Source organism: Sulfitobacter sp. L-8 (assembly GCF_056859255.1).
In genome coordinates, this window is the sequence record NZ_JBSXOD010000052.1 from 239,344 (window position 1) to 260,912 (window position 21,569).

Annotated in this window: 21 protein-coding genes; 12 read left to right on the forward strand and 9 right to left on the reverse strand. The window is 58.6% G+C overall.

The features are described 5' to 3' along the window. The 3 genes from kdsA to AC13DE_RS13090 are packed head-to-tail and all read right to left on the reverse strand — an operon-like array spanning window position 1 to window position 3,153. Window positions 1-834 carry a 3-deoxy-8-phosphooctulonate synthase gene (gene kdsA, locus AC13DE_RS13080; protein ID WP_413851341.1) on the reverse strand — a complete coding sequence of 278 codons (834 nt, stop codon included), beginning with the start codon at window positions 832-834 and terminating at the stop codon, window positions 1-3. Next, window positions 831-2,516, reverse strand: coding sequence for a KpsE/RkpR family capsule polysaccharide export protein (locus AC13DE_RS13085; RefSeq protein ID WP_483048063.1), 1,686 nt, complete (start codon window positions 2,514-2,516; stop codon window positions 831-833). The genes kdsA and AC13DE_RS13085 overlap by 4 nt, the downstream gene beginning before the upstream one ends. Then, window positions 2,494-3,153: an ABC transporter ATP-binding protein gene (locus tag AC13DE_RS13090; protein WP_413851337.1), complete on the reverse strand. Its 660-nt coding sequence runs from the start codon at window positions 3,151-3,153 to the stop codon at window positions 2,494-2,496. Before AC13DE_RS13090 ends, AC13DE_RS13085 begins: the two co-directional genes overlap by 23 nt. A 247-nt stretch (window positions 3,154-3,400) precedes the next feature. On the opposite strand from AC13DE_RS13090, the gene AC13DE_RS13095 reads away from it, so the two are divergent. The 3 genes from AC13DE_RS13095 (at window position 3,401) to AC13DE_RS13105 (ending at window position 6,251) form a co-directional block, all read left to right on the forward strand. Next, complete coding sequence (locus tag AC13DE_RS13095) at window positions 3,401-3,988, forward strand: uracil-DNA glycosylase family protein (protein ID WP_446314165.1); 588 nt, start codon at window positions 3,401-3,403, stop codon at window positions 3,986-3,988. After that, entirely contained in the window at window positions 3,981-4,766 is a 786-nt protein-coding gene (locus AC13DE_RS13100) for an SseB family protein (RefSeq protein ID WP_446296211.1), read from the forward strand. The genes AC13DE_RS13095 and AC13DE_RS13100 overlap by 8 nt, the downstream gene beginning before the upstream one ends. 63 nt (window positions 4,767-4,829) lie before the next feature. Continuing rightward, on the forward strand, window positions 4,830-6,251 hold the full coding sequence (locus AC13DE_RS13105) for an FAD-binding oxidoreductase (RefSeq protein ID WP_446315909.1): 1,422 nt from the start codon (window positions 4,830-4,832) through the stop codon (window positions 6,249-6,251). Window positions 6,252-6,339: 88 nt separating this feature from the next. Here AC13DE_RS13105 and AC13DE_RS13110 read toward each other — a convergent pair whose 3' ends face one another. Beyond that, on the reverse strand, window positions 6,340-6,870 hold the full coding sequence (locus tag AC13DE_RS13110) for an adenine phosphoribosyltransferase (protein ID WP_446296213.1): 531 nt from the start codon (window positions 6,868-6,870) through the stop codon (window positions 6,340-6,342). Window positions 6,871-7,083: 213 nt separating this feature from the next. Beyond that, complete coding sequence (locus AC13DE_RS13115) at window positions 7,084-7,956, reverse strand: S-methyl-5'-thioadenosine phosphorylase (RefSeq protein ID WP_483048064.1); 873 nt, start codon at window positions 7,954-7,956, stop codon at window positions 7,084-7,086. A 169-nt stretch (window positions 7,957-8,125) separates the two neighbouring features. Here AC13DE_RS13115 and AC13DE_RS13120 point away from each other — a divergent pair, with 169 nt between their 5' ends. Beyond that, on the forward strand, window positions 8,126-9,787 hold the full coding sequence (locus tag AC13DE_RS13120; RefSeq protein ID WP_446296215.1) for a SulP family inorganic anion transporter: 1,662 nt from the start codon (window positions 8,126-8,128) through the stop codon (window positions 9,785-9,787). Window positions 9,788-9,860: 73 nt separating this feature from the next. Here AC13DE_RS13120 and AC13DE_RS13125 read toward each other — a convergent pair whose 3' ends face one another. Continuing rightward, on the reverse strand, window positions 9,861-10,466 hold the full coding sequence (locus tag AC13DE_RS13125; protein WP_483048065.1) for a flavin reductase family protein: 606 nt from the start codon (window positions 10,464-10,466) through the stop codon (window positions 9,861-9,863). A gap of 83 nt (window positions 10,467-10,549) precedes the next feature. Between AC13DE_RS13125 and AC13DE_RS13130 the strand changes: the two genes are divergently transcribed. Together AC13DE_RS13130 and AC13DE_RS13135 are read left to right on the forward strand one after the other, a co-directional pair. Beyond that, complete coding sequence (locus tag AC13DE_RS13130) at window positions 10,550-11,041, forward strand: GNAT family N-acetyltransferase (RefSeq protein WP_446296217.1); 492 nt, start codon at window positions 10,550-10,552, stop codon at window positions 11,039-11,041. 52 nt (window positions 11,042-11,093) lie between these two features. After that, window positions 11,094-11,858: an EcsC family protein gene (locus tag AC13DE_RS13135; protein WP_446296218.1), complete on the forward strand. Its 765-nt coding sequence runs from the start codon at window positions 11,094-11,096 to the stop codon at window positions 11,856-11,858. Here AC13DE_RS13135 and modC read toward each other — a convergent pair. From modC to modA, 3 genes are read right to left on the reverse strand one after another with little or no spacing between them, the layout of a single operon-like run. Further along, window positions 11,855-12,943, reverse strand: a complete 1,089-nt coding sequence (modC, locus tag AC13DE_RS13140) for a molybdenum ABC transporter ATP-binding protein (RefSeq protein WP_483048066.1) — start codon at window positions 12,941-12,943, stop codon at window positions 11,855-11,857. The two genes, AC13DE_RS13135 and modC, sit on opposite strands and share 4 nt — an antisense overlap. Continuing rightward, a complete protein-coding gene (gene modB / locus AC13DE_RS13145) occupies window positions 12,940-13,629 on the reverse strand; it encodes a molybdate ABC transporter permease subunit (protein WP_446296220.1) in 690 nt (229 codons plus the stop codon). Before modB ends, modC begins: the two co-directional genes overlap by 4 nt. After that, on the reverse strand, window positions 13,626-14,351 hold the full coding sequence (gene modA / locus AC13DE_RS13150; protein ID WP_483048067.1) for a molybdate ABC transporter substrate-binding protein: 726 nt from the start codon (window positions 14,349-14,351) through the stop codon (window positions 13,626-13,628). The genes modB and modA overlap by 4 nt, the downstream gene beginning before the upstream one ends. Before the next feature lie 120 nt (window positions 14,352-14,471). Between modA and AC13DE_RS13155 the strand changes: the two genes are divergently transcribed. The 6 genes from AC13DE_RS13155 to AC13DE_RS13180 all read left to right on the forward strand — a co-directional run bounded on the left by AC13DE_RS13155 (window position 14,472) and on the right by AC13DE_RS13180 (window position 21,412). Beyond that, window positions 14,472-14,939 carry an NUDIX hydrolase gene (locus AC13DE_RS13155; protein ID WP_446296222.1) on the forward strand — a complete coding sequence of 156 codons (468 nt, stop codon included), beginning with the start codon at window positions 14,472-14,474 and terminating at the stop codon, window positions 14,937-14,939. A gap of 64 nt (window positions 14,940-15,003) precedes the next feature. Next, the gene (locus AC13DE_RS13160; RefSeq protein WP_483048068.1) at window positions 15,004-15,453 is read left to right on the forward strand and encodes a DUF1178 family protein; all 450 of its coding nucleotides are present in this window, start codon (window positions 15,004-15,006) and stop codon (window positions 15,451-15,453) included. A 255-nt stretch (window positions 15,454-15,708) separates the two neighbouring features. Next, window positions 15,709-16,947, forward strand: coding sequence for an aspartate kinase (locus tag AC13DE_RS13165; RefSeq protein ID WP_446296224.1), 1,239 nt, complete (start codon window positions 15,709-15,711; stop codon window positions 16,945-16,947). Window positions 16,948-17,107: 160 nt separating this feature from the next. After that, on the forward strand, window positions 17,108-19,369 hold the full coding sequence (gene ptsP / locus AC13DE_RS13170; protein WP_483048069.1) for a phosphoenolpyruvate--protein phosphotransferase: 2,262 nt from the start codon (window positions 17,108-17,110) through the stop codon (window positions 19,367-19,369). Window positions 19,370-19,811: 442 nt separating this feature from the next. Beyond that, complete coding sequence (locus AC13DE_RS13175; RefSeq protein ID WP_483048070.1) at window positions 19,812-20,972, forward strand: iron-containing alcohol dehydrogenase; 1,161 nt, start codon at window positions 19,812-19,814, stop codon at window positions 20,970-20,972. Next, entirely contained in the window at window positions 20,972-21,412 is a 441-nt protein-coding gene (locus AC13DE_RS13180) for an acyl-CoA thioesterase (RefSeq protein ID WP_446295027.1), read from the forward strand. The genes AC13DE_RS13175 and AC13DE_RS13180 overlap by 1 nt, the downstream gene beginning before the upstream one ends. Window positions 21,413-21,569: the final 157 nt, after the last annotated feature.

Below are 21,569 nucleotides of genomic sequence, written 5' to 3' on the forward strand. Positions count from 1 at the left end.
TCAGAACGTGATCGGGTCTTGCTTGGCCAGTGAGTCAAACCTCATCAACGATGCAATAAGTGCCGGCATTTGATCGAGATAAATCATGTTTGGCCCGTCCGAGGGCGCTTTATCCGGATCTTCGTGCGTTTCGATGAACACCGCTCCTACGCCGATGGCAACTGCGGCGCGCGCCATTACCGGTGCAAATTCCCGCTGACCGCCGCTTGATCCACCTTGTCCTCCGGGTTGCTGCACCGAATGCGTGGCATCCATTACAACCGGGTATCCGGTTTTTGCCATTTGCGGCAGGCTGCGCATGTCTGCAACCAAAGTGTTATAGCCGAACGACGTTCCACGTTCGGTCAACAAGATGCGCTTGTTGCCAGTGGATTCGATCTTGGAAACCACATTCGGCATGTCCCAGGGTGCCAGAAACTGCCCCTTCTTCACGTTGACGACCTTGCCGGTATTTCCAGCCGCAAGCAGCATGTCGGTCTGACGACACAGGAAAGCCGGAATTTGCAGAATGTCCACCGCTTCGGCGGCGATCGCGCACTGTTCCTGTGTATGCACGTCAGTCAGGACGGGAACCCCGATAGATTTTCCGACCGATTGCAAGATGGCCAAACCGTCATCGATACCAAGACCGCGCTTGCCGCCCAGTGACGTACGGTTGGCCTTGTCATAGCTGGCCTTGAAAACGAATTGGGCACCCGCAGCATCACAGGCTTCTTTCATCCGGCCCGCGATCATCTGTGCATGGGTTTCACTCTCCAACTGGCATGGGCCGGCGATGACCGTCAGAGGGAGATCGTTGCCAATTGTGACATTTCCGACGGCGACTTGGATCATTTTGTTACCTGTTCCTTGAGGATGGACGATGTCAGCGACAACATCAGATAGATGCCCGCAAAGATCAGGAATGTCAAAATCGTGTTTTCAAACTTGCGCGGATACGACGGGGCCTGCGACGGGACCGGACGCACCGCCACCGTGAGGTAGCGGACCTGTCGATTGGCTTCTGTGCGGGCTTGTTCCATCTGCGTCTGCGAGGCCTGAAGCGCCATGTCAGCCGCTGCCAGATCGGCCTGGGCCAACTGGAGGCTTACGGCCTGTTGAGCCAGGGAATTGCTGCCGGCGGTTGCGCTGTTCATCCGTTCGTTCAACCGATCAAGCTGGTTACTGATCCGGCGGACGTCGCCTTGGACGCCATCAACTTTCGCCCGGTTGGGGCGCGGGTTGTCCATCAACGCCGCCAGCTCCAGTTCTTTTTCCAGCAACAGGGTTTCGTAATTGCTGATTTGGGCCCGGATCGACGCAATGACCGCTTCCGGGTCTACACCGTTTTCGACTTGCAGCTTGATCAGCGCCTCTTGCGCATCGCGGCGTTTTTTGACCGTTTGTTCATAGGCCTCGCGCGCATCGCGCATCCCGTCTTCACGCTTTTGCTGCGACAGGGCGTTAACGCGTTCTTCCGCATAGGTTAGCAAATGCTCGGAAAACTGGGTCGCTGTCTGCGGATCTGCGGCGATAACCTCCATCCGGATCATGCCTTCGGTCGGGTCGTACCCGATTTTCACGTTTTTCTTATAGAACTTGTATGCGGCCTCATTTGACGCGCCAACATCCAGTCGCTGAATAGGATCGATCTTTGGATCCGAAAAATGACTGATAAAGCCTACATCCTTGTCCAAACGCAGCATGGCGTCTTTGGACTGAAGGTAGCTTTGCGTGGCGATACTGTCGGCAGAGTTGGCAAACTGGGTCGGTAGTAACCCCCCCAGCGGACCCAACCCGCCGGTGCCTTCGTTCTGGATGATCAAGAACTGGCTGTCAGTCGCATACATGGGGGTCGCAATGCTGTTGAAATAATACCCGCCCATAACTGTCGGAAGTCCAACGAAGAACGCAAGGCGCACCATGAGCAGCGCCATCTTACGGCGGCGACGTTTGGTGATATCGCGCTGGATGTCGGCTATTTCGCGCATCCGGCGATCCATTGGATTGACCTCGGTCGAGGGCAGGTTGCCGCCACCTGAGGGAACCGTTTGAGGCAGTTGGATACGCCCCTTGGTCAGCGCCGTGCTCCCCGAGCCTTTTTCCTGCGGCACCACAAGCTCGAGCATGTTTGATCGCTGAAACGGGTCGATGCCTTCGGCGCGCAGCAAACGCACCGCATCAAAATCAGAGGTGGGGGCAAGTCCGTGCTTCTGTGCGACCCGGCGGGCCATGCGTAACTGGCGCCCCGTCAGCCCTTCGCGGCGAATGGCGTCCATGTCCTGTTCACTACTGACCTCGCTGGCCGATGCCACTTCTCCGCTGCGCACCGGGCCTGTGTTTCTTGGCGAAGATGGGGCAGGGCGGGGCGCATCGGCTACGGCGCGGGGGCGGCTTGGCTGTGCGGCAGGCCGGGCCGCCGCTGCCGCTCCCTGCGGATCTGCGGGTGTTGCGGCGGCCGCGGGCTGTGCCGGTTGCGACGCCACCGGTGCGTTGCGTCTGATGCGAAATTTTCTAGCCTTGGGTTTCGTAGTCATAAAGCTGTTTTGCCTCTTCCAAGGTATCGAATATATGAAGCTTTCCGCCCAATAGTACAGCAGCGGAACGCGCGAATTGCTCCAAGGTTTCGGCTTGGTGCGAAACGATGATAATTGTGGTCGTGCGCAGCCGTTCTTGCAGAATTTCGCCGGCTTTACGATTGAATTCAACATCGGTCGTGCTCGGCATCCCCTCGTCGATCAGGTAAATGTCGAAATCAAGTGCAAGCAGGAGGGCGAAAGAGAAGCGCCCCCTCATCCCGGCGGAATAGGTGCCAAGGGGCTGGTCGAAATATTCGCCAAGCCCGCACAACCATCGACAAAAGCTTTCGACATAGTCCGGGTCGAGCCCATAGAGCCGTGCAATGTATCGGGCGTTTTCCATGGCCGAAACCTTGTTTACCACACCGCCCATAAACCCCAGCGGAAAGCTGATATTGCATCCGCGCCTGATCTCACCTTCGTCCGGTTTCTCAAGCCCCGCCATCATGTTGATCAATGTCGTCTTGCCGGTGCCGTTCGGTGCCAGAATCCCCAACGAATTTCCCAGTTCCACCCTAAAGGACACATGATCGAGGATCACTTTGTGCTGAGTGCCCGTCCAGAACGATTTAGATACGTTGTCGAATTCCAGCATGCCTGCTCCGGTTGGTGCTGTAGTGGGCCTGTCATTCCCCCTTGTTGACGGGGGTTGGCGAACGTCTAGCCGATGATCTTGACCATATTATGTCCCATTTTTGTGCAAATGTACAACGCGGTAACGTCGCATGCTCGCAAGGGTGCCAAGGGTAATTTCGTGATTGCCAGGCTGTAGGCGGACAGGCGTCAAATCGTGATCCGGGCCAGTATTTGAAAGCTGCCGCTGCTCTGCTATCTGCCTTGATATGACTGACATCCGCCCCGCCTTGCGCCGCTGCACCTTGTGCGCTGACCGATTTGCGCTGACCGCGACAGCGCATCGTCCCAACCCTGTGGTGTGGTTTCAACCCGGTGCCCGTATATTGATCGCGTCGCAGGCTCCGGGCCTGCGCGTACACGAGGCAAACACCCCGTTTTGGGATGCCTCTGGTAAACGGTTGCGCCATTGGCTCGGGGTGGATGAGGAAACTTTTTATGACCGCGACCGGGTCGCGATTGTTCCGATGGCCTTTTGCTTTCCCGGATATGACGCCAAAGGAAACGATTTACCGCCTCCGGCCATATGTGCGAAGACCTGGCGGGCTCAGGCGCTGGCCACGGTACCCGACGTTCGGCTAACCGTGCTGATAGGCGGCCACGCCATGCGCTATCATTTGCCACATTTCACCTCGGTGACCAAGGCGGTCGCCGATTGGCGAAACTGGCCCGAGGGCGTGTTTGCCTTGCCTCATCCGTCGTGGCGCAATACCGGTTGGCTAAAGAAAAATCCGTGGTTCGAGGAAGACGTGGTTCCTCGCCTGCGCAAGGCCGTAAAGGATGCATTGGATGACTGACAAGACGCCGCTGGATATCGCCCACGCAGCTATGATGGCAGATGAAAACGACGAAATCGCGCGTTTGCGCTTTTACGAGCGTATCGCCGACGTCGAACTGTTTCTGCTGCTCGAGAGCGAAGCGGAGGGCGATCAGGTAAATCCTGTATTGCTCGATGATGCCTATGTGATGGTGTTTGACCGGATCGAGAGGCTGGCGGCCTATGTCGGGCAACCTGCGCCCTACGTGGCGTTGTCGGGACGCGCGATTGCCGGTATGCTCGAAGGACAGACGCTGGGTATGGCGGTCAATATGAACACGGCACCATCGGCGATATTGTTACCCGATACGGCCATTGCCTGGCTACGTGATACCTTGGCGAACGAAGCGCAGCAGGTGCAAACGGGAATAGAACGGGTCATGCCTCCCAAGGGTCTACCCGAGGCATTGATCACGGCGCTCGATTCCAAGCTGGCGACGGCCACAGGCATGGCGGCTGGCGCGTGGTTGGTAGGCGTCGAATATACAGGCGGCGGGCGCGGACACATGTTGGGCTTTGTTGGCGCGATCCCGCGTGCACAGGACGCCTTAGTGCGCGCCGCATCCGAAGCACTCACATTCTCGGGGATAGAGGCCGGGGCGATGGATGTCGGCTTTTTCGAACCCTCTGATCCGACCGTCGCGAAATTGTCCAAGGTCGGCCTGCGGTTCGATCTGCCCCAGATGGAGGCCCTGCAAAAGACACCGCGCATGCAAGCACCGGGAACCGATCCGAACAAACCTCCGATTCTGCGTTGATTATTCCAAAGGTTGCTTACAAAGCCGCTTGCATCCGCTCAGCCCAGGCGCGAACACTACGTCATGACATTAAACCCCGCTGATCCCGCGTTCGAGGCCGCGCTGCGTGCCGATCTGTCTCCCGATGTGTTCCGTAAGGCGGAGCCGCGGTACTTGGAAGAGCCACGCGGGTTGTATCGCGGACAGGCGGCCGTTCTTGCTCTGCCGCGCACCGTGGACGAAGTCTCCAGGCTGATCTGGCACGCCAATGCAGCACGCGTCGGTGTCATTCCCTATGGCGGCGGTACCGGGCTGGTCGGGGGGCAGGTTGCCGAAACCGGGCCCAAACCGCTGATCCTGTCGCTCGAGCGGATGAACAAGGTCCGCGCGGTCTATCCGGATGAAAACGTGTTGATCGCCGAGGCAGGCGTCATCCTGTCGGACGTACAAGATGCTGCCGAAGCCCGGGACCGCCTGTTTCCCCTGTCGCTGGCAGCACAGGGGTCAGCCCGTATCGGGGGCAATCTAGCCACAAATGCCGGCGGCACCGGGGTGCTTCGCTACGGCAACGCGCGCGACTTGTGTTTGGGACTCGAGGCCGTTCTACCTGACGGTCAGATCTGGCACGGGCTGACCCGGTTGCGGAAAAACAATACGGGCTATGACTTGCGCAATCTGTTGATCGGGGCGGAAGGCACACTGGGGGTGATCACGGCGGCGGCGCTTAAACTCTATCCGCGCCCGGCAAAGACCGGTACCGCGCTGCTGGTCGTGCATTCTCCTGCCGCAGCGTTGGAATTGCTGTCCCTTGCACGCGACCAGTTGGGCGAGATGATAAGCGCGTTCGAGATCATCCACCGCACCGGGCTGGATTTTCTGGCCGAAACGCTACCCGATGTGCGCCAACCTTTCGCGACGCCCCCCGAATGGACCGTGCTGATCGAACTTGGACTTAGCGGTGGCCTGGACCCGACAACATCCTTGGAAAAACTGTTCGAGACCGCGTTCAGTGCCGATCTCGTGGTCGACGGGTTGATCGCCCAGAGCCAGCAACAATCGGATGATTTCTGGGCGATCCGCGAAATGATTCCCCACGCCAATCGCAAGATTGGCTCGATCTCCAGTCACGATATCTCGGTGCCGCTGGGGGCCATACCCGATTTCATCCGCAAAGCCGAACAGGCGATCGCCGGCCTGGGTGATTTTCGCATCAATTGCTTTGGGCATGTGGGCGACGGGAACCTGCATTACAACGTTTTTCCGAAACCCGGAAGATCACGCGAAGATCACGCTGCTCAGCAAGAGATCATCAAGACCACGGTCCACGATATCGCTCACGAGATGGGCGGCTCGGTCAGCGCCGAACACGGCATCGGACGCCTCAAAGTCAAGGATCTCGCACGATATGGCGACCCGGCAAAGCTGTCGGCCATCCGTGCGATCAAAGCGGCGCTGGATCCGAACGGCATTATGAACCCCGGTGTCATCCTGCCTGCACCAGCCTGACGGGGGGGCGGCATATGTCTCCACCGGTTCGATACCGGGTCGGCTGTGATCAGCTATCATCGGGTTTGGTGTCAGCAGCGCGGGTGTCTCACGCTCCGTCATAGCGGCAAAGCGCGTTCACCTCGATGCCCATCGCTTCAAGCCGCTCGCGGCCTCCCAACTCGGGGAGGTCAATGATAAAGGCGCATGACACGATTTCGCCCCCCAGACGTTCAATCAACTTGATCCCTGCTTCGGCCGTACCACCCGTGGCCAATAGATCATCGACGACAAGAATGCGTTCGCCGGGCTGAATGGCATCGTCATGTATCTCGACGATCGCCTCGCCATACTCCAGTTTGTAGTCTTGCGAAATTGTACGCCCGGGCAATTTGCCTTTCTTCCGCACGGGCACAAAGCCGACAGAAAGCTGGTGCGCGATAGCCCCGCCCAGAATGAACCCGCGCGCCTCAAGCCCCACCACCTTGTCGATGTCCACGCCCGCGTACGGGTGCAGCATCTGGTCGATAGCCATGCGAAACCCGCGCGGGTCGGCAAACAGCGTGGTCACATCACGAAACATGATCCCCTCGTGCGGGAAGTCAACAATGGTGCGAATGTAGTCCTGAACCTGTTTCATGCGGTGCTCCGGTCGGTTGGCAAGTATGCGAGGCCCCACGCAAATGCGGAAACCTGCGTGACAGCCCTAAGCGAGCCCGCCGCGATCAGCAAGTCACTTCCACGCTCGGTCGCATACCACACGACACAGGCGGCTGATCTGCCGACCTCGCCATTTCATTTTGCCAAATAAACTCATCTGCCACGCGCCATCGACCCTCGACAGGTTCAGCGTTTACATAACCCTGCCCGCTACTGCATCAAGCTTCGCCACCACCGCGGCATCTCGCATTTCGGGTTTTGTAAGGATCGCATACTCCAACGCCCGGTCGCACCCGTGGACACAAGGTTCCCGGCGCGGATCCAGCAGATCGGGCAGATGTCTGATCATCTGTCTGCCCTTGTCGGCATTGCCCATCAACGTGGCGATGATCCGCGTCACATCGACTTCGCCGTGATCGGGGTGCCAGCTGTCATAGTCGGTGATCATCGCGACTGACGCATAACACAGTTCGGCTTCCCGAGCGAGCTTGGCCTCGGGCATGTTGGTCATGCCAATGACATCGGCCCCCCATGCCTCCCGGTACATCCTGGATTCCGCCAATGTCGAAAACTGCGGGCCCTCCATGGCAAGATAGGTGCCGCCGCGGTGCACGGTTATGCCGGCGCGGCGGGCCGCGGCCTCGCAGGCGTCGCCCAAGCGCGGGCAGGTGGGATGGGCAACACTCACATGAGCCACGCAGCCCTCTCCGAAGAAGGTCTGCGCGCGCCCGATCGTGCGGTCGATGAATTGATCGACGACCACAAAGTCCCCGGGTGCCATCTCGTCACGAAACGAACCGCAGGCTGAAACACTTATGACATCGGTGCATCCCAACCGTTTCAGCGCGTCAATGTTGGCACGGTAGGGTACGGTTGATGGTGAATGAACATGCCCGCGCCCATGCCGCGGCAGAAATGCCATTTCAACGCCGCCAAGCGTCCCGGTCAGAATCGCATCGGACGGTGCACCCCACGGGCTTTCAACCGTTAGCCATTCGGCCCCTTCCAGCCCTTCGATGTCGTAAATACCCGATCCGCCGATAATGGCTATTTTCGTCTGTGTCATGGAAACGCCTTTGGATTTCAGTCGTGGCCAGAGTACCAAGGAACACTCCGATGAAAAGCCGCAAATCAACGGCTGAAGGCGGTGTGGGTTTCATTTCGTTCACGATTAAGCTAGGAGGCCCGAAAGACCTCTCCGACTTACTGATACGATTTGATCCGAAGGATGCCCCATGGTGCGCACCACTTTCCGCAGTTTTACCAAAAACCTCGACGTTACCGATCTGCGCTGGATGCCCGGAGAACCGTTCTCGGCCTCGCGCTTGCGCATCGAATTGCTGTCGGGGCTGACTGTCGCTCTTGCGTTGGTGCCCGAAGCGGTGGCGTTTGCCTTTGTCGCTGGGGTGCATCCGCTGGTGGGGCTATACGCCGCGTTTCTGGTTGGCCTGATCACCGCGCTGATCGGCGGACGCCCCGGGATGATCTCGGGGGCGACGGGGGCTTTGGCAGTCGTGATGGTGGCGCTCGTGGCGCAGCACGGGGTTGAATATCTCTTCGCGACTGTGATCCTGATGGGACTAATCCAGATGTTTGCGGGGATCATGCAATGGGGCAAGTTCATTCGTCTGGTGCCACACCCGGTGATGCTGGGCTTCGTGAACGGATTGGCCATCGTGATTTTCCTGGCTCAGATGAGCCAGTTCAAGGTCCCGGGTACCATGGTCGATACCGGCCATGGCATGTCGGGCGGTGAATGGTTGTCGGGTGGTCCACTTTATCTGATGCTGGCCCTCGTGGCGGCAACCATGGCGATAATCTGGGTGATGCCGCGTGTCACCAAACTGATCCCCGCGCCACTGGCCGGCATAGGTATCGTCGCCGTTCTGGTGATCGCGACAGGCATGGACGTGCCCCGCGTTGGTGACCTGGCGTCGATCCAGGGCGGGTTTCCGATGTTCCATCTGCCTTTCGGTGATGGCGTCGGGCTTTATGGCACGGCTCTGGCCCCCTTCAATCTTGAGACATTCTATATCATTCTGCCCTACGCCGTCATTCTTGCGGCCATCGGCCTGATTGAATCGCTCCTGACACTGAACCTTGTCAGCGACCTGACCAATACACGCGGCGGGGCAAGCCAGGAATGCATTGCGCAGGGCGTCGCGAATACGGTCACGGGTTTTTTCGGCGGCATGGGCGGCTGCGCGATGATCGGCCAGTCGATGATCAATGTGAAATCCGGCGGCCGCACCCGCGTGGCGGGCATCGCGGCGGCTGTGTTCCTGCTGCTGTTCATCCTGGTCGGTTCATCGCTGATCGAGCAGATCCCGTTGGCCGCGCTTGTTGGTGTGATGTTCATGGTCGTGATCGGTACCTTCGCGTGGAATTCGTTCGGGATCCTGCGCAAGGTGCCGCTAATGGATGCGTTCGTGATCCTGCTGGTGACCGTCGTGACCGTCTACGAGGACCTTGCCGTCGCGGTAGTGGTCGGTGTTATCGTATCGGCGCTGGCCTATGCTTGGAATAATGCCCGGCGCATCCATGCCAAAACCTATATCACCCCGGAGGGGGCCAAGGTCTACCAGATACAGGGCCCGCTGTTCTTCGGATCGTCCGAAGGGTTTGCCGAGCTGTTCAATGTAAAGGCCGACCCCAGCGAAGTGATCGTGGATTTCGAGGACAGCAGGGTCGTCGACCAATCCGCGCTTCAGGCGATCGAAACAATTGCGGCGAAATACGAGGGGGCGGGCAAGCGCATCCAGCTGCGCCATCTCAGCCGAGATTGCCACCGTCTGCTGACCAAGGCCGGGCACCTTATGATCGACAGCGACGACGACCCCGAATATCAGGTTGCCGTCAATTATCAGGTCCGGACCGGTATTCTGGGCGGCCACTAGGCCGCCGCCGACCCGAATACCACACCGTGACGGTCAAAAGCCCGGTGACATCCATGTTGCCGGGCTTATCGTTTCAGTCATCGGGACGAATGATTTCAAACACTTCGGTGACGCGGGCATAGTCGCGATAACCAAGCCGTGACAGCGGTTGATAGGTGGTAACGTCAAATCTCCCGTCGGTGATGCAGTCGTCGCGTATGTGCACGCCCACGACCTCTCCGAAGACCACAAAGTTGTTTTCGCCTTCGATTTTGACCATCTGCGTCATGCGGCATTCCAGACTGGCTGGTGCTGTCGCGACACGTGCACAGGCAATCTGATCGCATGCGGCCTTTTCGATACCGGCGTGCGCGAATTCATCGGCACCATGCGGCAACGTGGCCGAAGATGCGTTCATCGCGTCACGCATTGCATATTCCACGACATTGACACAAAACACGCCAGTCTCGCGGATGTTGGCCATACTGTCTTTTGTACCATCGATATCGGCTTTGGTCCCGGTCGAGGCAAACATGACTTGTGGCGGGGTATAGGCGACGCCGTTGAAAAAGGAATAGGGCGCGATATTGTCGCGTCCCTGGGCATCCCGGGTAGAAATCCACCCGATGGGGCGGGGCGTGACAATGGCATTGAACGGGTTGTGCGGCAGGGGGTGGCCATCTTGGGGACGGTAGAACATCGAACTCTCCTCATGGTTTGCACCTATGGCTAGCGTTATGGTAAGGCCTTTGCCACAGTAAAACCGTCCAGAGGTGCCAGCCCTTGTATCAAATCACCCCCGAGACGGCAGCCGACCACTGGGAGGTCGAGGCGCTTTATGATACCTGTTTCGCGCCGGGTCGCGAAGCCTTGTCGTCGTATCGCCTGAGAGATGGCATCCCGCCCGTGCGCGAGCTTAGCCATGTCGCAAGGGATGCTGACGGTATTCTCGCCGGTGCTATCCGGTACTGGCCGGTCAGGATCGGCGCGGGCGACCCGGCGTTGCTGCTTGGCCCTGTTGCCGTACACCCCACGCGTCAGGGCGAAGGGTTGGGTGGATTTCTGATCGAAGGCAGCCTTGACAAGGCACTGCCATTGGGCTGGAGCCGGGTCATGCTGGTTGGCGACGCGCCCTATTACAATCGCTTCGGGTTCACTTTGCTTGACAACGTGGTCATGCCGCCACCGACCAACCCGGCGCGTGTCCTCGGACGGGCGCTGGTGGATGGCGCATGGGATGGTATAGCCGGCGATGTCATGGCGTGGACAGCTTGAAACGGGTCGTGCCTCACCTACATCTCACAGTGCAACAGCCGGAGCCATCCCCATGCAAATCGAAAGCAACCTGCCACGTGTGATTGACGTAGAAGCGCGGCTGGACCAGATCGCCGCGCGGTACAAAAGCGCCGGCGGGCTGGGTATCAATGTCTTGAATGTGATTGGCGGAAGCGCCGAAGGGTTGATCGACAAGCTGCCGTCGGTGGTGCGGCAAAATCTGGAAAGCGCGACGGTCAAGGCGTTGCATCAGGCGATGAAGGCTGCGACGTCTTCGCGTAGCCTGGTCCCGGATCAGAAAAGCTGGCTGAACCAGGCGGTCAGCGCGGCCATGGGGGCCGCTGGCGGGGCAGGCGGATTGCCAACGGCCATGGCCGAACTGCCGGTCACCACGACCTTGCTGTTGCGGGTCATCCAAGGCGTAGCTGTCGAGCATGGTTTCGACCCGCTATCCGAGAATGTACAATTTGACTGCGTACAGGTGTTCAGTGCAGCCGGTCCCTTGTCCGACGACGACGGTGCGGATCTGGGCTTTTTGTCTGCGCGTGTCGCCCTGAGCGGCCGGGCCATGCAGGCGGTGATCGCCAAAGTCGCGCCGCGCCTCGCGGTCGTGTTGGGCCAAAAGCTTGCGGCGCAGGCTGTTCCGGTGCTGGGTGCCGTGGCGGGTGCCGCGACGAACTATGCGTATACCAGCTATTACCAGGATATGGCGCATGTGCATTTCGGTCTGCGCAAGCTGGCGATAGATGCCGATATCCCGCAGGAAAAGCTGGTCGAACGTCTGCGTGAGAAGGTAGGCCGCAAGCGGGTACGTTAACGCCCGATGCTGCCCGGTGCGACGGTGGTCGCCTTGAGGATCGCATAGCACTTCAAGCCCGGACGAAGCCCCAGTTCGGTCACTGCACGGGCGGTGACCCGGCTCAGCAATCGGTCCTGGTTGGCACGCAGCGCGATTGCCGCCCCAGGACCGTCGCCGGGATGGATCGCTTCAACTTCGACCGGTAACACGTTGACCGAACTCAGCCCTTCGGGCCGGGTCAACGACAGGATCACATCCTGCGCCAGGACACGCAGGCGCACACGCGCACCCGTTTCGGCATGTACGCCCGGCAGTTCAAGCGTACCGGCGCTTATACGCAAGGTTGAAATCCCATCGGTGCCATGGTCCAGCACATCGGCCTCGATCACCGCACCGGCTTCGCGCACGCCCAGCAGGGGAACGGCGGCGGGGTCCGCCATTACATCAAAAAGCGGGCCCTGTGCCTGCACCCTCCCGCTTTGGATCAGCACAAGCGTATCTGCAAGGCGCGCGATTTCGTCAACGGCATGACTGACATACAGGATCGGCAGACCCAATGGACCATCCCGCAAGCGTTCGAGAAACGGCAGGATCTCTTGCTTGCGCGGTCCATCAAGGCTGGCCAGCGGTTCGTCCATCAACAGCATGCGCGGGTGGCTCAACAGCGCCCGCCCCAACGCGACACGCTGCTTTTGGCCGCCTGACAGGGTTGCCGGCGCACGATCCAGCAGATCTTGCAAACCCAGCAACGCCACAACATCCTTTAACGCCGGCCCGGAACTGCCGCGCGGGGCATAGCGGGCACCGAACATCAGGTTTTGCGATACGCTCAGGTGGGGGAACAGACGGGCATCCTGGAAGACCGTGCCCAGGCGGCGTTTGTGGGGGGGCACAAAAATCCCCAGATCAGTATCGAGCAACACGTCTCCGTCAACCGCGATGCGCCCGGAATTTGGATGAAGCAAGCCACCAACCGCGTTGATGATAGTGGATTTTCCCGCGCCCGACCGGCCAAAAAGCGCGGTGATGCCCGGCCCGGCCTCAAGCGTGATGTCAAGCGCGAAGTCGGCAAAGCGGTGCGAAAGCGTCAGCGACAGGCTCATGCGCCAGCGATCCGTGCCGCGACCCGCCTGGCCAACAATTCTGCCAGCAACACCGCGGCGATGGCCACGATCGAGGCCATCAGCACCATCATCACCGCCTGGCGCTCACCTCCGGGGATCTGCAACGCCGCCCATATCGCGCTTGGCAGGGTTTGCGTCTTGCCGGGAATATTTGCGACAAATGTGATCGTGGCCCCGAATTCACCCATCGCCTTGGCAAACCCCATGACGGTACCCGCCAGAACACCGGGCAGGATCAATGGCAAGGTGACGCGGAAAAACACCATTCCACGCGGTGCACCAAGGGTGGCTGCGGTGTCTTCGAGCTTGGGATCGACCGCCTCGATGGCGAGCCGCATTGCACGGACCATTAGGGGGAACCCCATGATCATCGCCGCAAGCACTGCGCCAGTCCAGTGAAACGCCAGTTGTATCCCCAACGCGTTCAAGGCTTGCCCCAACGGCGCAGTCCGGCCAAAGGCAAGCAGCAACAGGTAACCCGTCACCACTGGCGGCAAAACCAGGGGAAGGTGAACTGCAGCATTCAGGACCGCCTTGCCCCAGAAGTCTTTTCGCGCCAGTAACCACGCGACCCACACCGCGAGGGGGATCGCAAGCAACGTCGCCCAAAATGCCACCCACAATGACAGGCGCAGGGCATCCCATGCGGCGGCGTCGGGCGTCATGGCTTGACCGGCGCGAAGCCATGTGCGGCGAAGATATCCATGCTTTCATCGGTTTGAAGAAATTTCAAGAACACCTTGCCCGCATCCGTCAGAGCCGCGGCAGGATACACTATCGGGCTATGTTGGTCGTCGGGCACGGTGTAGACCACACGCACCTTGGGTTCGGCCATGGCGTCGGTACGATAGACGACGCCAAGCGGCATCTCAGCCCTTGCGACCAGAGCAAGAGCAGTGCGTACATTATCGGTTTCGGCAAGCATGTTCTGCAATGCTTCCCACTGCTTTGTGGCTTGCAGCCACTCTCGGGCATAGATCCCGGCAGGCACCGCGTCACGCTGCCCGATCACCAGCCGCATGTCACCAAGAGATGCCGCAAGGTTTCCGGGATCAGGGGCAATGGTGCTGTTGGCAGGGGCGACAAGCACCAGTCGGTTACCCAGCAGATAGGTTTGCGGCGCATCCCCCAGAATACCGCGTTCTTGCAGCCAGTCCATCCAGACCGGTGCCGCAAGAATGACAATGTCCGCCGGGGCACCGGCGTCGATCTGACGCGCCATTGTCCCGGAGCCACCGTATGAGATGGAGACATCCGCACCGAAATCCTCGGCGACCGCGTCGAGCGCCCCGCGCAAGCTCGCGGCTGCGAATACCGTCACCGGGGCGGGTTGCCCCAAGACAACGCCGGGCAGGAAAAAAGCAAGGAGGATCAGCAGTGTTTTCATAACGTCTTACTATCTGCCAAGCATATGACGGGTGCAAGGGTGGCTGGCCTTGCCAAGTCGCCGCAGGTAAGGTTTTGTGATGTGCATACGCCAAACCGACCCCGGATGAAGATGCTCAAGATGAAACAACTGCCTATTTCCATTCATGGTGCCCGCAAGGGTGACGTTCGGTCGCAATTCGCTGCCCTGTGTTACCGCGTGCGTGATGGTAAAGTGCAGGTGCTGCTTATCACCTCTCGGAATGCCAAACGCTGGATCGTTCCGAAGGGATGGCCGATGAACGCGAAGACCCCCGCGGCGGCGGCCGAACAGGAGGCGTGGGAAGAGGCCGGAGTGCAGGGCCAGGTGACAGGCGGTTGCCTCGGCGTGTATTCCTATGCAAAAGATATGGGTGACGGGGAAATTTTGCCTGTCGTGGCGATGGTTTACCCGGTCAAGGTTAAGGCCACTCTTGATGACTACCCCGAAGCGGGACAAAGGCGTCGCAAATGGGTATCTCGCAAGAAAGCGACCAGAATGGTGATGGAGCCCGAGCTTGCGCGACTGATCCGCGACTTCGACCCTCGCGGCGGCCACCGCATAGCTTGACGTAACGGCAAGACCTCACCATATTATTGTGCCGCACCATCAGAAAGGGCAAACTGCCAAGACAATGATCCAGTTTTCTTTAAAATGTGACCACGACCATCGCTTTGACAGTTGGTTCAAATCTGCCAGTGCGTTTGATGCGCTGGCAAAGGCTGGGCATATTCAGTGTGTGGTTTGCGGATCGGGCAACGTGACCAAGGCGATCATGGCACCTCGGGTTTCCACGGCGTCCAGTACAGACAAGGATGATCCGGCGGTGAACCCTCGGGTCTCGGCATTGACCCGACCACGGACCGAATTCGAAAAAAAGCTGACGGCGCTGCGCAATGAGATCGAAGCGAACTCTGATTACGTGGGGAACGATTTTGTCAAACAAGCCCGCGCAATGAGCGCTGGCGACGTCCCTGAGAGATCTATCTATGGGGAAGCACGTCTGGATCAGGCGCGTTCCTTGATGGAAGAGGGGATAAAAGTAATACCTCTGCCGTTTATCCCCAAGCAGTCCACCCAATAGCAGGCCCGACGTTGTACGGCCCGAGGCGGCAATCTTGCGTCAAACTGGCGGTCTAGGTGCTCGCCTGGCTGCCAGACAAGGACGATATTCCAACTTGAATGGACTGCGGGGCGACCGGCTTTGGCCCGGTTGCTGTGAATAAGCCGCTGAACACGGTGATTTTGACAGGAAGGAACCGCGCGATCAGCGTCGCGTGGGCTTGCTAAGGCATCTGCTTGCGCGTAAACCGCGCCGGAGTTTTGTAGCGGGGGACCTATGCCTGTTCTGGTGATGAAATTTGGTGGCACATCTGTTGCCACCCTGGACCGTATCCGCCGCGCGGCCAAGCGGGTGGGCGTCGAAGTCGCAAAAGGCTATGACGTGATCGTGATCGTGTCAGCCATGTCCGGAAAGACCAACGAACTGGTCGGCTGGGTGAACGAGATATCCCCCCTGTATGACGCGCGTGAATATGATGCCGTCGTATCATCGGGTGAAAACGTGACCGCCGGGCTGATGGCGCTGACGTTGCAGGAAATGGACGTACCTGCGCGTAGCTGGCAAGGCTGGCAGGTCCCGGTCAAGACCACATCGGCGCATTCGTCGGCCCGGATCGAGGAAATTCCGTCGGACAATATCATGGCCAAGTTCGCCGAAGGCATGCGTGTCGCGGTCGTTGCCGGATTCCAGGGTGTCAGCCCCGAAGGACGCATCACCACATTGGGACGCGGCGGATCCGACACAACTGCGGTCGCTTTCGCAGCGGCATTCGACGCTGAACGTTGCGATATCTATACTGACGTAGACGGTGTATATACCACTGACCCCCGTGTCAGTGCCAAAGCCCGCAAGCTGGATAAGATCGCGTTCGAGGAAATGCTTGAACTGGCGTCTTTGGGGGCAAAGGTCCTGCAAACCCGCTCGGTCGAGCTGGCGATGCGTTACAAGGTAAAGTTGCGAGTGTTGAGCAGCTTTGAAGAGCAATCGGACGAAGCTGGAACGCTGGTCTGCGATGAGGAAGAAATCATGGAAAGCAATGTTGTATCGGGTATCGCGTTTTCTCGGGATGAGGCAAAGATGACCCTGGTGTCCGTCGCCGACCGGCCAGGCATCGCCGCCGCGATTTTTACCGCGCTTAGCGACGGTGGCGTGAACGTGGACATGATCGTGCAGAACATCGCGGAAGAAGGCCGAACCGACATGACCTGGTCATGTCCCGTCGACCAGATCAAACGCGCCGAGGTCGCGATGGATGCGGCCAAAGCGGCGGGTGCGATCAATTTTGATGAACTGATCGCGGATTCGGATGTGGCGAAGGTTTCCGTCGTCGGTATCGGCATGCGCAGCCACACCGGCGTTGCAGCCAAGATGTTCCAGGTGCTGTCGAACGAGGGTGTGAATATCAAGGTCATCACCACCTCGGAAATCAAAATTTCAGTGCTTATTGACCGCAAATACATGGAGCTGGCCGTGCAAGCGCTGCACGACGCGTTCGAGCTGCATAAAGCCGCTTAAAACCCGTGCAGGCAGGTGCACAAACTCTGTGCATCTCCCGCGAAGGTGGAAAAGCTTCTTTTCTGTAAACCGTGTCTGGTGATAGAAAACGACCAGATCAGCGTTTCATTCGGTTGAAGCCTGTGGTCTAAGTTCGTCTTGGCTGGGGGAGATTTTTTGCATGGGTGATGGTATCGAGACAGAAAGTCGCAAGCTGCTGGGCCGTTTGCGCGATGCAATGGCCAGCGACGATGCAGGCCAGGCCCGCCTTGATAAGATCACCCACTTGATTGCCACGTCGATGGGCTGTGAAGTTTGCTCTATCTATCTTTTTCGCGATGAAGACACGTTGGAGTTGTGCGCCACCGAAGGTCTGAAGGCGGACGCGGTGCACGAAACGCGCATGAAAATGGGCGAAGGCCTTGTTGGACGTGTCGCTAAGCGCAAACGTATCATTAACACGCCTAACGCGCCTCAGGCACCTGGGTTTCGGTTCATGCCGGAAACCGGTGAGGAGCTATATTCGAGCTTTCTGGGTATTCCGGTGCAGAGGCTCGGTGAAACTCTCGGCGTGCTTGTGGTGCAATCCAGGGCGGCGCGCGAATTTTCATCCGACGAAGTATACGCTCTTGAAGTCGTCGCGATGGTGTTGGCTGAAATGGCCGAACTGGGTGCCTTTGTCGGCGAAGGTGCGGCCATGTCCGCGCGTCACAGTCAGCCGGTTCTGGTGCGGGGAACGGTAGGCCAGGAAGGTGTTGCCGAAGGCCATGTATGGCTGCACGAACCGCGCGTTGTCGTCTCGAACCCGGTGGCAGACGACCCGGTGCGCGAAACCGAAAGGCTGAACGAGGCTGTAGATCAGCTGCGCGTCAGCGTCGACCAGATGATGTCTATGGCAGGCGGGGACAAGGATCAGCAACAAGTCCTGGAAGCCTATCGGATGTTTGCCAATTCAAAAGGTTGGTTGCGCCGGATGGAGGAGGACATCAGCCGGGGCCTGTCAGCGGAGGCCGCTGTCGAGAAAGAGCAATCGCATGCGCGTGCACGTATGGGCCAAGCAAGCGATGCCTATCTGCGTGAACGACTGTCCGATCTGGATGATCTCAGCAACCGGTTGCTGAGAATCCTGACCGGACAAGGGGCCGATACCGGTGCGGAGATGCCGCCTAACCCGATTTTGGTAGCTAGAAACATCGGGCCTGCTGAATTGTTGGAATATGGCCGATCCTTGCGTGGGATTGTGCTTGAAGGCGGTTCAGTTGGAAGTCACGCCGCTATCGTCGCGCGGGCTTTGGCGATACCTTTGATTGTACATGCGTCTCGGATCACCAACGATGCGTTGAACGGTGATCGGATCATGGTAGACGGGGAACAGGGCGTCGTGCACCTGCGGCCGGACGAGACAGTTGCAGCGGCTTTCCGCGATAAGATCGCCATGCAGGCCGAGGCACAGGAACGATATGCTTCCATTCGTGACAAGGCCGCTGAAACCAAGTGCGGTACCATTATTGGGTTGCACATGAACGCCGGGTTGATGGCCGACCTGCCATCGCTTGAAGGGTCGGGTGCCGAAGGGGTGGGGTTGTTTCGGACTGAGCTGCAATTCCTGGTCCGGAGCCAGATGCCGAAACGGTCCGAGCTGTCCGCGCTTTACAGTCGCGTGCTGGATGCCGCCAACGGCAAACGCGTGGTGTTTCGGACCCTTGATATCGGTTCGGACAAAGTGCTGCCCTACATGAAGCCCAACGATGAACCGAACCCGGCCCTGGGGTGGCGCGCGATCCGAGTAGGTCTGGACAAGCCGGGCATCATGCGAATGCAGTTGCAGGCGCTGATCCGCGCCGCGAATGGGCGTCCGTTGTCTGTGATGTTTCCCTTTGTGGCGCAGTTTGAAGAATATCGTGCCGCAAAGCTGGAGATGGACAAGACACTGGCGACGGAAAAGCGGTTGGGGCATGTCCTTCCCTCGCGGATCGAAGTCGGTGCAATGCTTGAAACTCCCTCTTTGGCATTCGCGCCGAAAAAGTTTTTTGAAGAGGTCGAATTTCTGTCCATCGGTGGGAATGACCTCAAACAGTTTTTCTTTGCGGCTGATCGCGAGAATGAATTGGTACGGCGTCGCTATGATACGCTGAACGCGAGCTTTCTGACCTTCCTTGAAGGTATCGTCGAGCGGTGTCGCGAAACAGGAACGCCGCTGTCTTTTTGTGGTGAGGATGCCGGCCGTCCGGTCGAAGCATTATGTTTTGCGGCGATCGGTATGACATCATTTTCCATGCGCCCCGCATCGATCGGGCCGGTCAAAAACCTACTGCGCCGATCGGATCTTGGGGAAGTCCGCGACGTCATCTATGCTTCTCGGGAACGGGGCGACCAATCGGTGCGGGCGGCGGTGATGGATTACCTGCGTCATCAACCGACCGAAGCGCGAAAACTGCCCTGAAGCGTTGAAATTATCACATCGTGTCGGCAACAACCTTCATGGATGAGAATAGCCTGTTAAAAATATGTTTTTTAATAACTAATTCCGAAGTGGATAATTCTACGTCACTCGGTTGTGGTCTTAATATTGATTGTACTATTGATGCATTTTGGCTCGAATTTCCCGTAATAAAATGGTCATAATTATCTTTATAGAACCTTTTTGCTGTTTCCACCGGATGAGCCAAACTGAAGCAGCCTAAAGCCCCTCTTTGGTCGTCTGCACGCGTCGCTTGGCAGTGCGTCCTTGACGCAGGGGGCAGATCAGGCGTGCGCCCTCAGGGCCCCCAAAGCGTCTGCGCAAAAACCAGATTAACACTAGGCGACAGGCTTGGAATTGCCTTTAATGGGAGTTGCCTTGCACGGTTTCCCAAGGCTCAATTGTCTCATGAAAGGCTTTTATTGTGTCTCCATTTATCTTTAACACTACGAAATCTGTCGTTTTCGAAAATGGAGCAGCACAGCGCCTGCCTGATCTGGCCGGGGACCTGCTGGGAACCGACTGCTTGCTGGTGACGGACGCGGGGCTTCGCAAGCTCGGGCTTGTTGACGCGACTGTTTCGAGCTTGGAGGCCGCTGGTCATCGGGTCGTTATCTTTGATGAGGTCGAAGCGGACCCCTCACGCGAAACATTGATGAAGGCCGTCGAAACAGGGAAAACGGCGGGGGTGACCAGCGTCGTCGGATTTGGCGGTGGTTCCTCTCAGGACGTGGCAAAACTTGCGGCGCTCTTGCTGGGGTCTGACGCGGACCTGGATAGCGCGTGGGGGGTGGGCCAAGCAAAGGGTCCGCGTCTGCCGCTGGTCCTGATCCCCACGACCGCGGGAACCGGTTCAGAGGTGACACCGGTGTCGATCATCACCGTGGGTGCCGAGGAAAAACGCGGGGTATCGTCACCGGTCATCTTGCCCGATATGGCGATTTTGGACGCCGGATTGACGTTGGGTTTGCCTGCGCACATCACCGCGGCAACCGGAATCGACGCAATGGTACACGCGATCGAGGCATACGCGTCGAAAAACGCGAACAGCAATCCAATCTCCAAGCTGCTCGCCCGCGAGGCGCTGCGGCTTCTGGGGGCCAATATCGAAGCCGTCATTGCCGATGGATCGAATATCGAGGCGCGCGGGGCCATGCTGTTGGGGTCGATGTTGGCGGGGCAGGCGTTTGCTAATTCGCCTGTCGCGGCGGTTCATGCGCTGGCCTATCCGATCGGCGGCACGTTTCATATTCCGCATGGGCTTTCCAATGCGCTGGTGCTGCCGCATGTGCTGCGGTTCAATGCGCCCGACGCCGGTTCGCTTTATGCGGAAATCGCAGGTGACGCTTTCCCGCATCTTGCCGACCTGGAGGGTACCCAGGCGCGCACCGCGGCATTTATCGATGCGTTAGCCGATCTATCAACAAGGGTGGGGCTGCAAACGCGGTTGCGTGACGTTGATATCCCGAAGAACGCAATCGACAAAATGGCCGCCGACGCGATGCTGCAGTCACGTTTGCTGGTGAACAACCCGCGGGAGGTGACCCAAGACGACGCCCGCATGATCTATACGGCTGCCTGGTAATGGCAGACCGTCCCACCGCCCCGAACCGCGCCGACTTTGCCGAGTTCTATCCCCTGCAAACCCGGTGGAACGATAACGACACCTACGGTCATATGAACAACGTCGTGCATTATGCGCTGTTTGATACGGCGGTGAACGGGTGGCTGATTGAACGCGGGTTGCTTGATCCGCTGACGAGCCCTGCATTTGGGCTCGTGGTAGAGACCGGATGCCGTTACTTTGGTGAAATGCAGTTTCCCGATCGAGTCACGGCAGGGTTAAGGGTCGCGCATTTGGGCAAAAGCTCAGTTCGGATGGAACTGGGGCTGTTTCGCAATGACGAGGAACATGCGTCGGCGGAAGGCTTTTTCGTTCACGTTTATGTCGAACGAAAAGGGCATCGCCCGACTGCGATACCGGACGACATTCGCGAAGCATTGGCAATGCTTCAAACACGCTGATCGGTTGGCAGGAACCGGCACGCAATCGGTTAGCCGGTTGCAATCCGGTCTTGTCCACGTGTTATACACCCTCGAATCACACTTTTTTCTGCGCTGCGGCATTAACAGCCGAAAGTGCGCCAGTGTTGAAATTGAACAAAAAACGGAGCACCAATCG

Coding starts and splice junctions, on each gene's coding strand:
- kdsA (WP_413851341.1), bottom strand. CDS start 834: ATGATCCAAGTCGCCGTCGGAAATGTCACAATTGGCAACGATCTCCCT.
- AC13DE_RS13085 (WP_483048063.1), bottom strand. CDS start 2,516: ATGACTACGAAACCCAAGGCTAGAAAATTTCGCATCAGACGCAACGCA.
- AC13DE_RS13090 (WP_413851337.1), bottom strand. CDS start 3,153: ATGCTGGAATTCGACAACGTATCTAAATCGTTCTGGACGGGCACTCAG.
- AC13DE_RS13095 (WP_446314165.1), top strand. CDS start 3,401: ATGACTGACATCCGCCCCGCCTTGCGCCGCTGCACCTTGTGCGCTGAC.
- AC13DE_RS13100 (WP_446296211.1), top strand. CDS start 3,981: ATGACTGACAAGACGCCGCTGGATATCGCCCACGCAGCTATGATGGCA.
- AC13DE_RS13105 (WP_446315909.1), top strand. CDS start 4,830: ATGACATTAAACCCCGCTGATCCCGCGTTCGAGGCCGCGCTGCGTGCC.
- AC13DE_RS13110 (WP_446296213.1), bottom strand. CDS start 6,870: ATGAAACAGGTTCAGGACTACATTCGCACCATTGTTGACTTCCCGCAC.
- AC13DE_RS13115 (WP_483048064.1), bottom strand. CDS start 7,956: ATGACACAGACGAAAATAGCCATTATCGGCGGATCGGGTATTTACGAC.
- AC13DE_RS13120 (WP_446296215.1), top strand. CDS start 8,126: ATGGTGCGCACCACTTTCCGCAGTTTTACCAAAAACCTCGACGTTACC.
- AC13DE_RS13125 (WP_483048065.1), bottom strand. CDS start 10,466: ATGTTCTACCGTCCCCAAGATGGCCACCCCCTGCCGCACAACCCGTTC.
- AC13DE_RS13135 (WP_446296218.1), top strand. CDS start 11,094: ATGCAAATCGAAAGCAACCTGCCACGTGTGATTGACGTAGAAGCGCGG.
- modC (WP_483048066.1), bottom strand. CDS start 12,943: ATGAGCCTGTCGCTGACGCTTTCGCACCGCTTTGCCGACTTCGCGCTT.
- modB (WP_446296220.1), bottom strand. CDS start 13,629: ATGACGCCCGACGCCGCCGCATGGGATGCCCTGCGCCTGTCATTGTGG.
- modA (WP_483048067.1), bottom strand. CDS start 14,351: ATGAAAACACTGCTGATCCTCCTTGCTTTTTTCCTGCCCGGCGTTGTC.
- AC13DE_RS13155 (WP_446296222.1), top strand. CDS start 14,472: ATGAAACAACTGCCTATTTCCATTCATGGTGCCCGCAAGGGTGACGTT.
- AC13DE_RS13160 (WP_483048068.1), top strand. CDS start 15,004: ATGATCCAGTTTTCTTTAAAATGTGACCACGACCATCGCTTTGACAGT.
- AC13DE_RS13165 (WP_446296224.1), top strand. CDS start 15,709: ATGCCTGTTCTGGTGATGAAATTTGGTGGCACATCTGTTGCCACCCTG.
- ptsP (WP_483048069.1), top strand. CDS start 17,108: ATGGGTGATGGTATCGAGACAGAAAGTCGCAAGCTGCTGGGCCGTTTG.
- AC13DE_RS13180 (WP_446295027.1), top strand. CDS start 20,972: ATGGCAGACCGTCCCACCGCCCCGAACCGCGCCGACTTTGCCGAGTTC.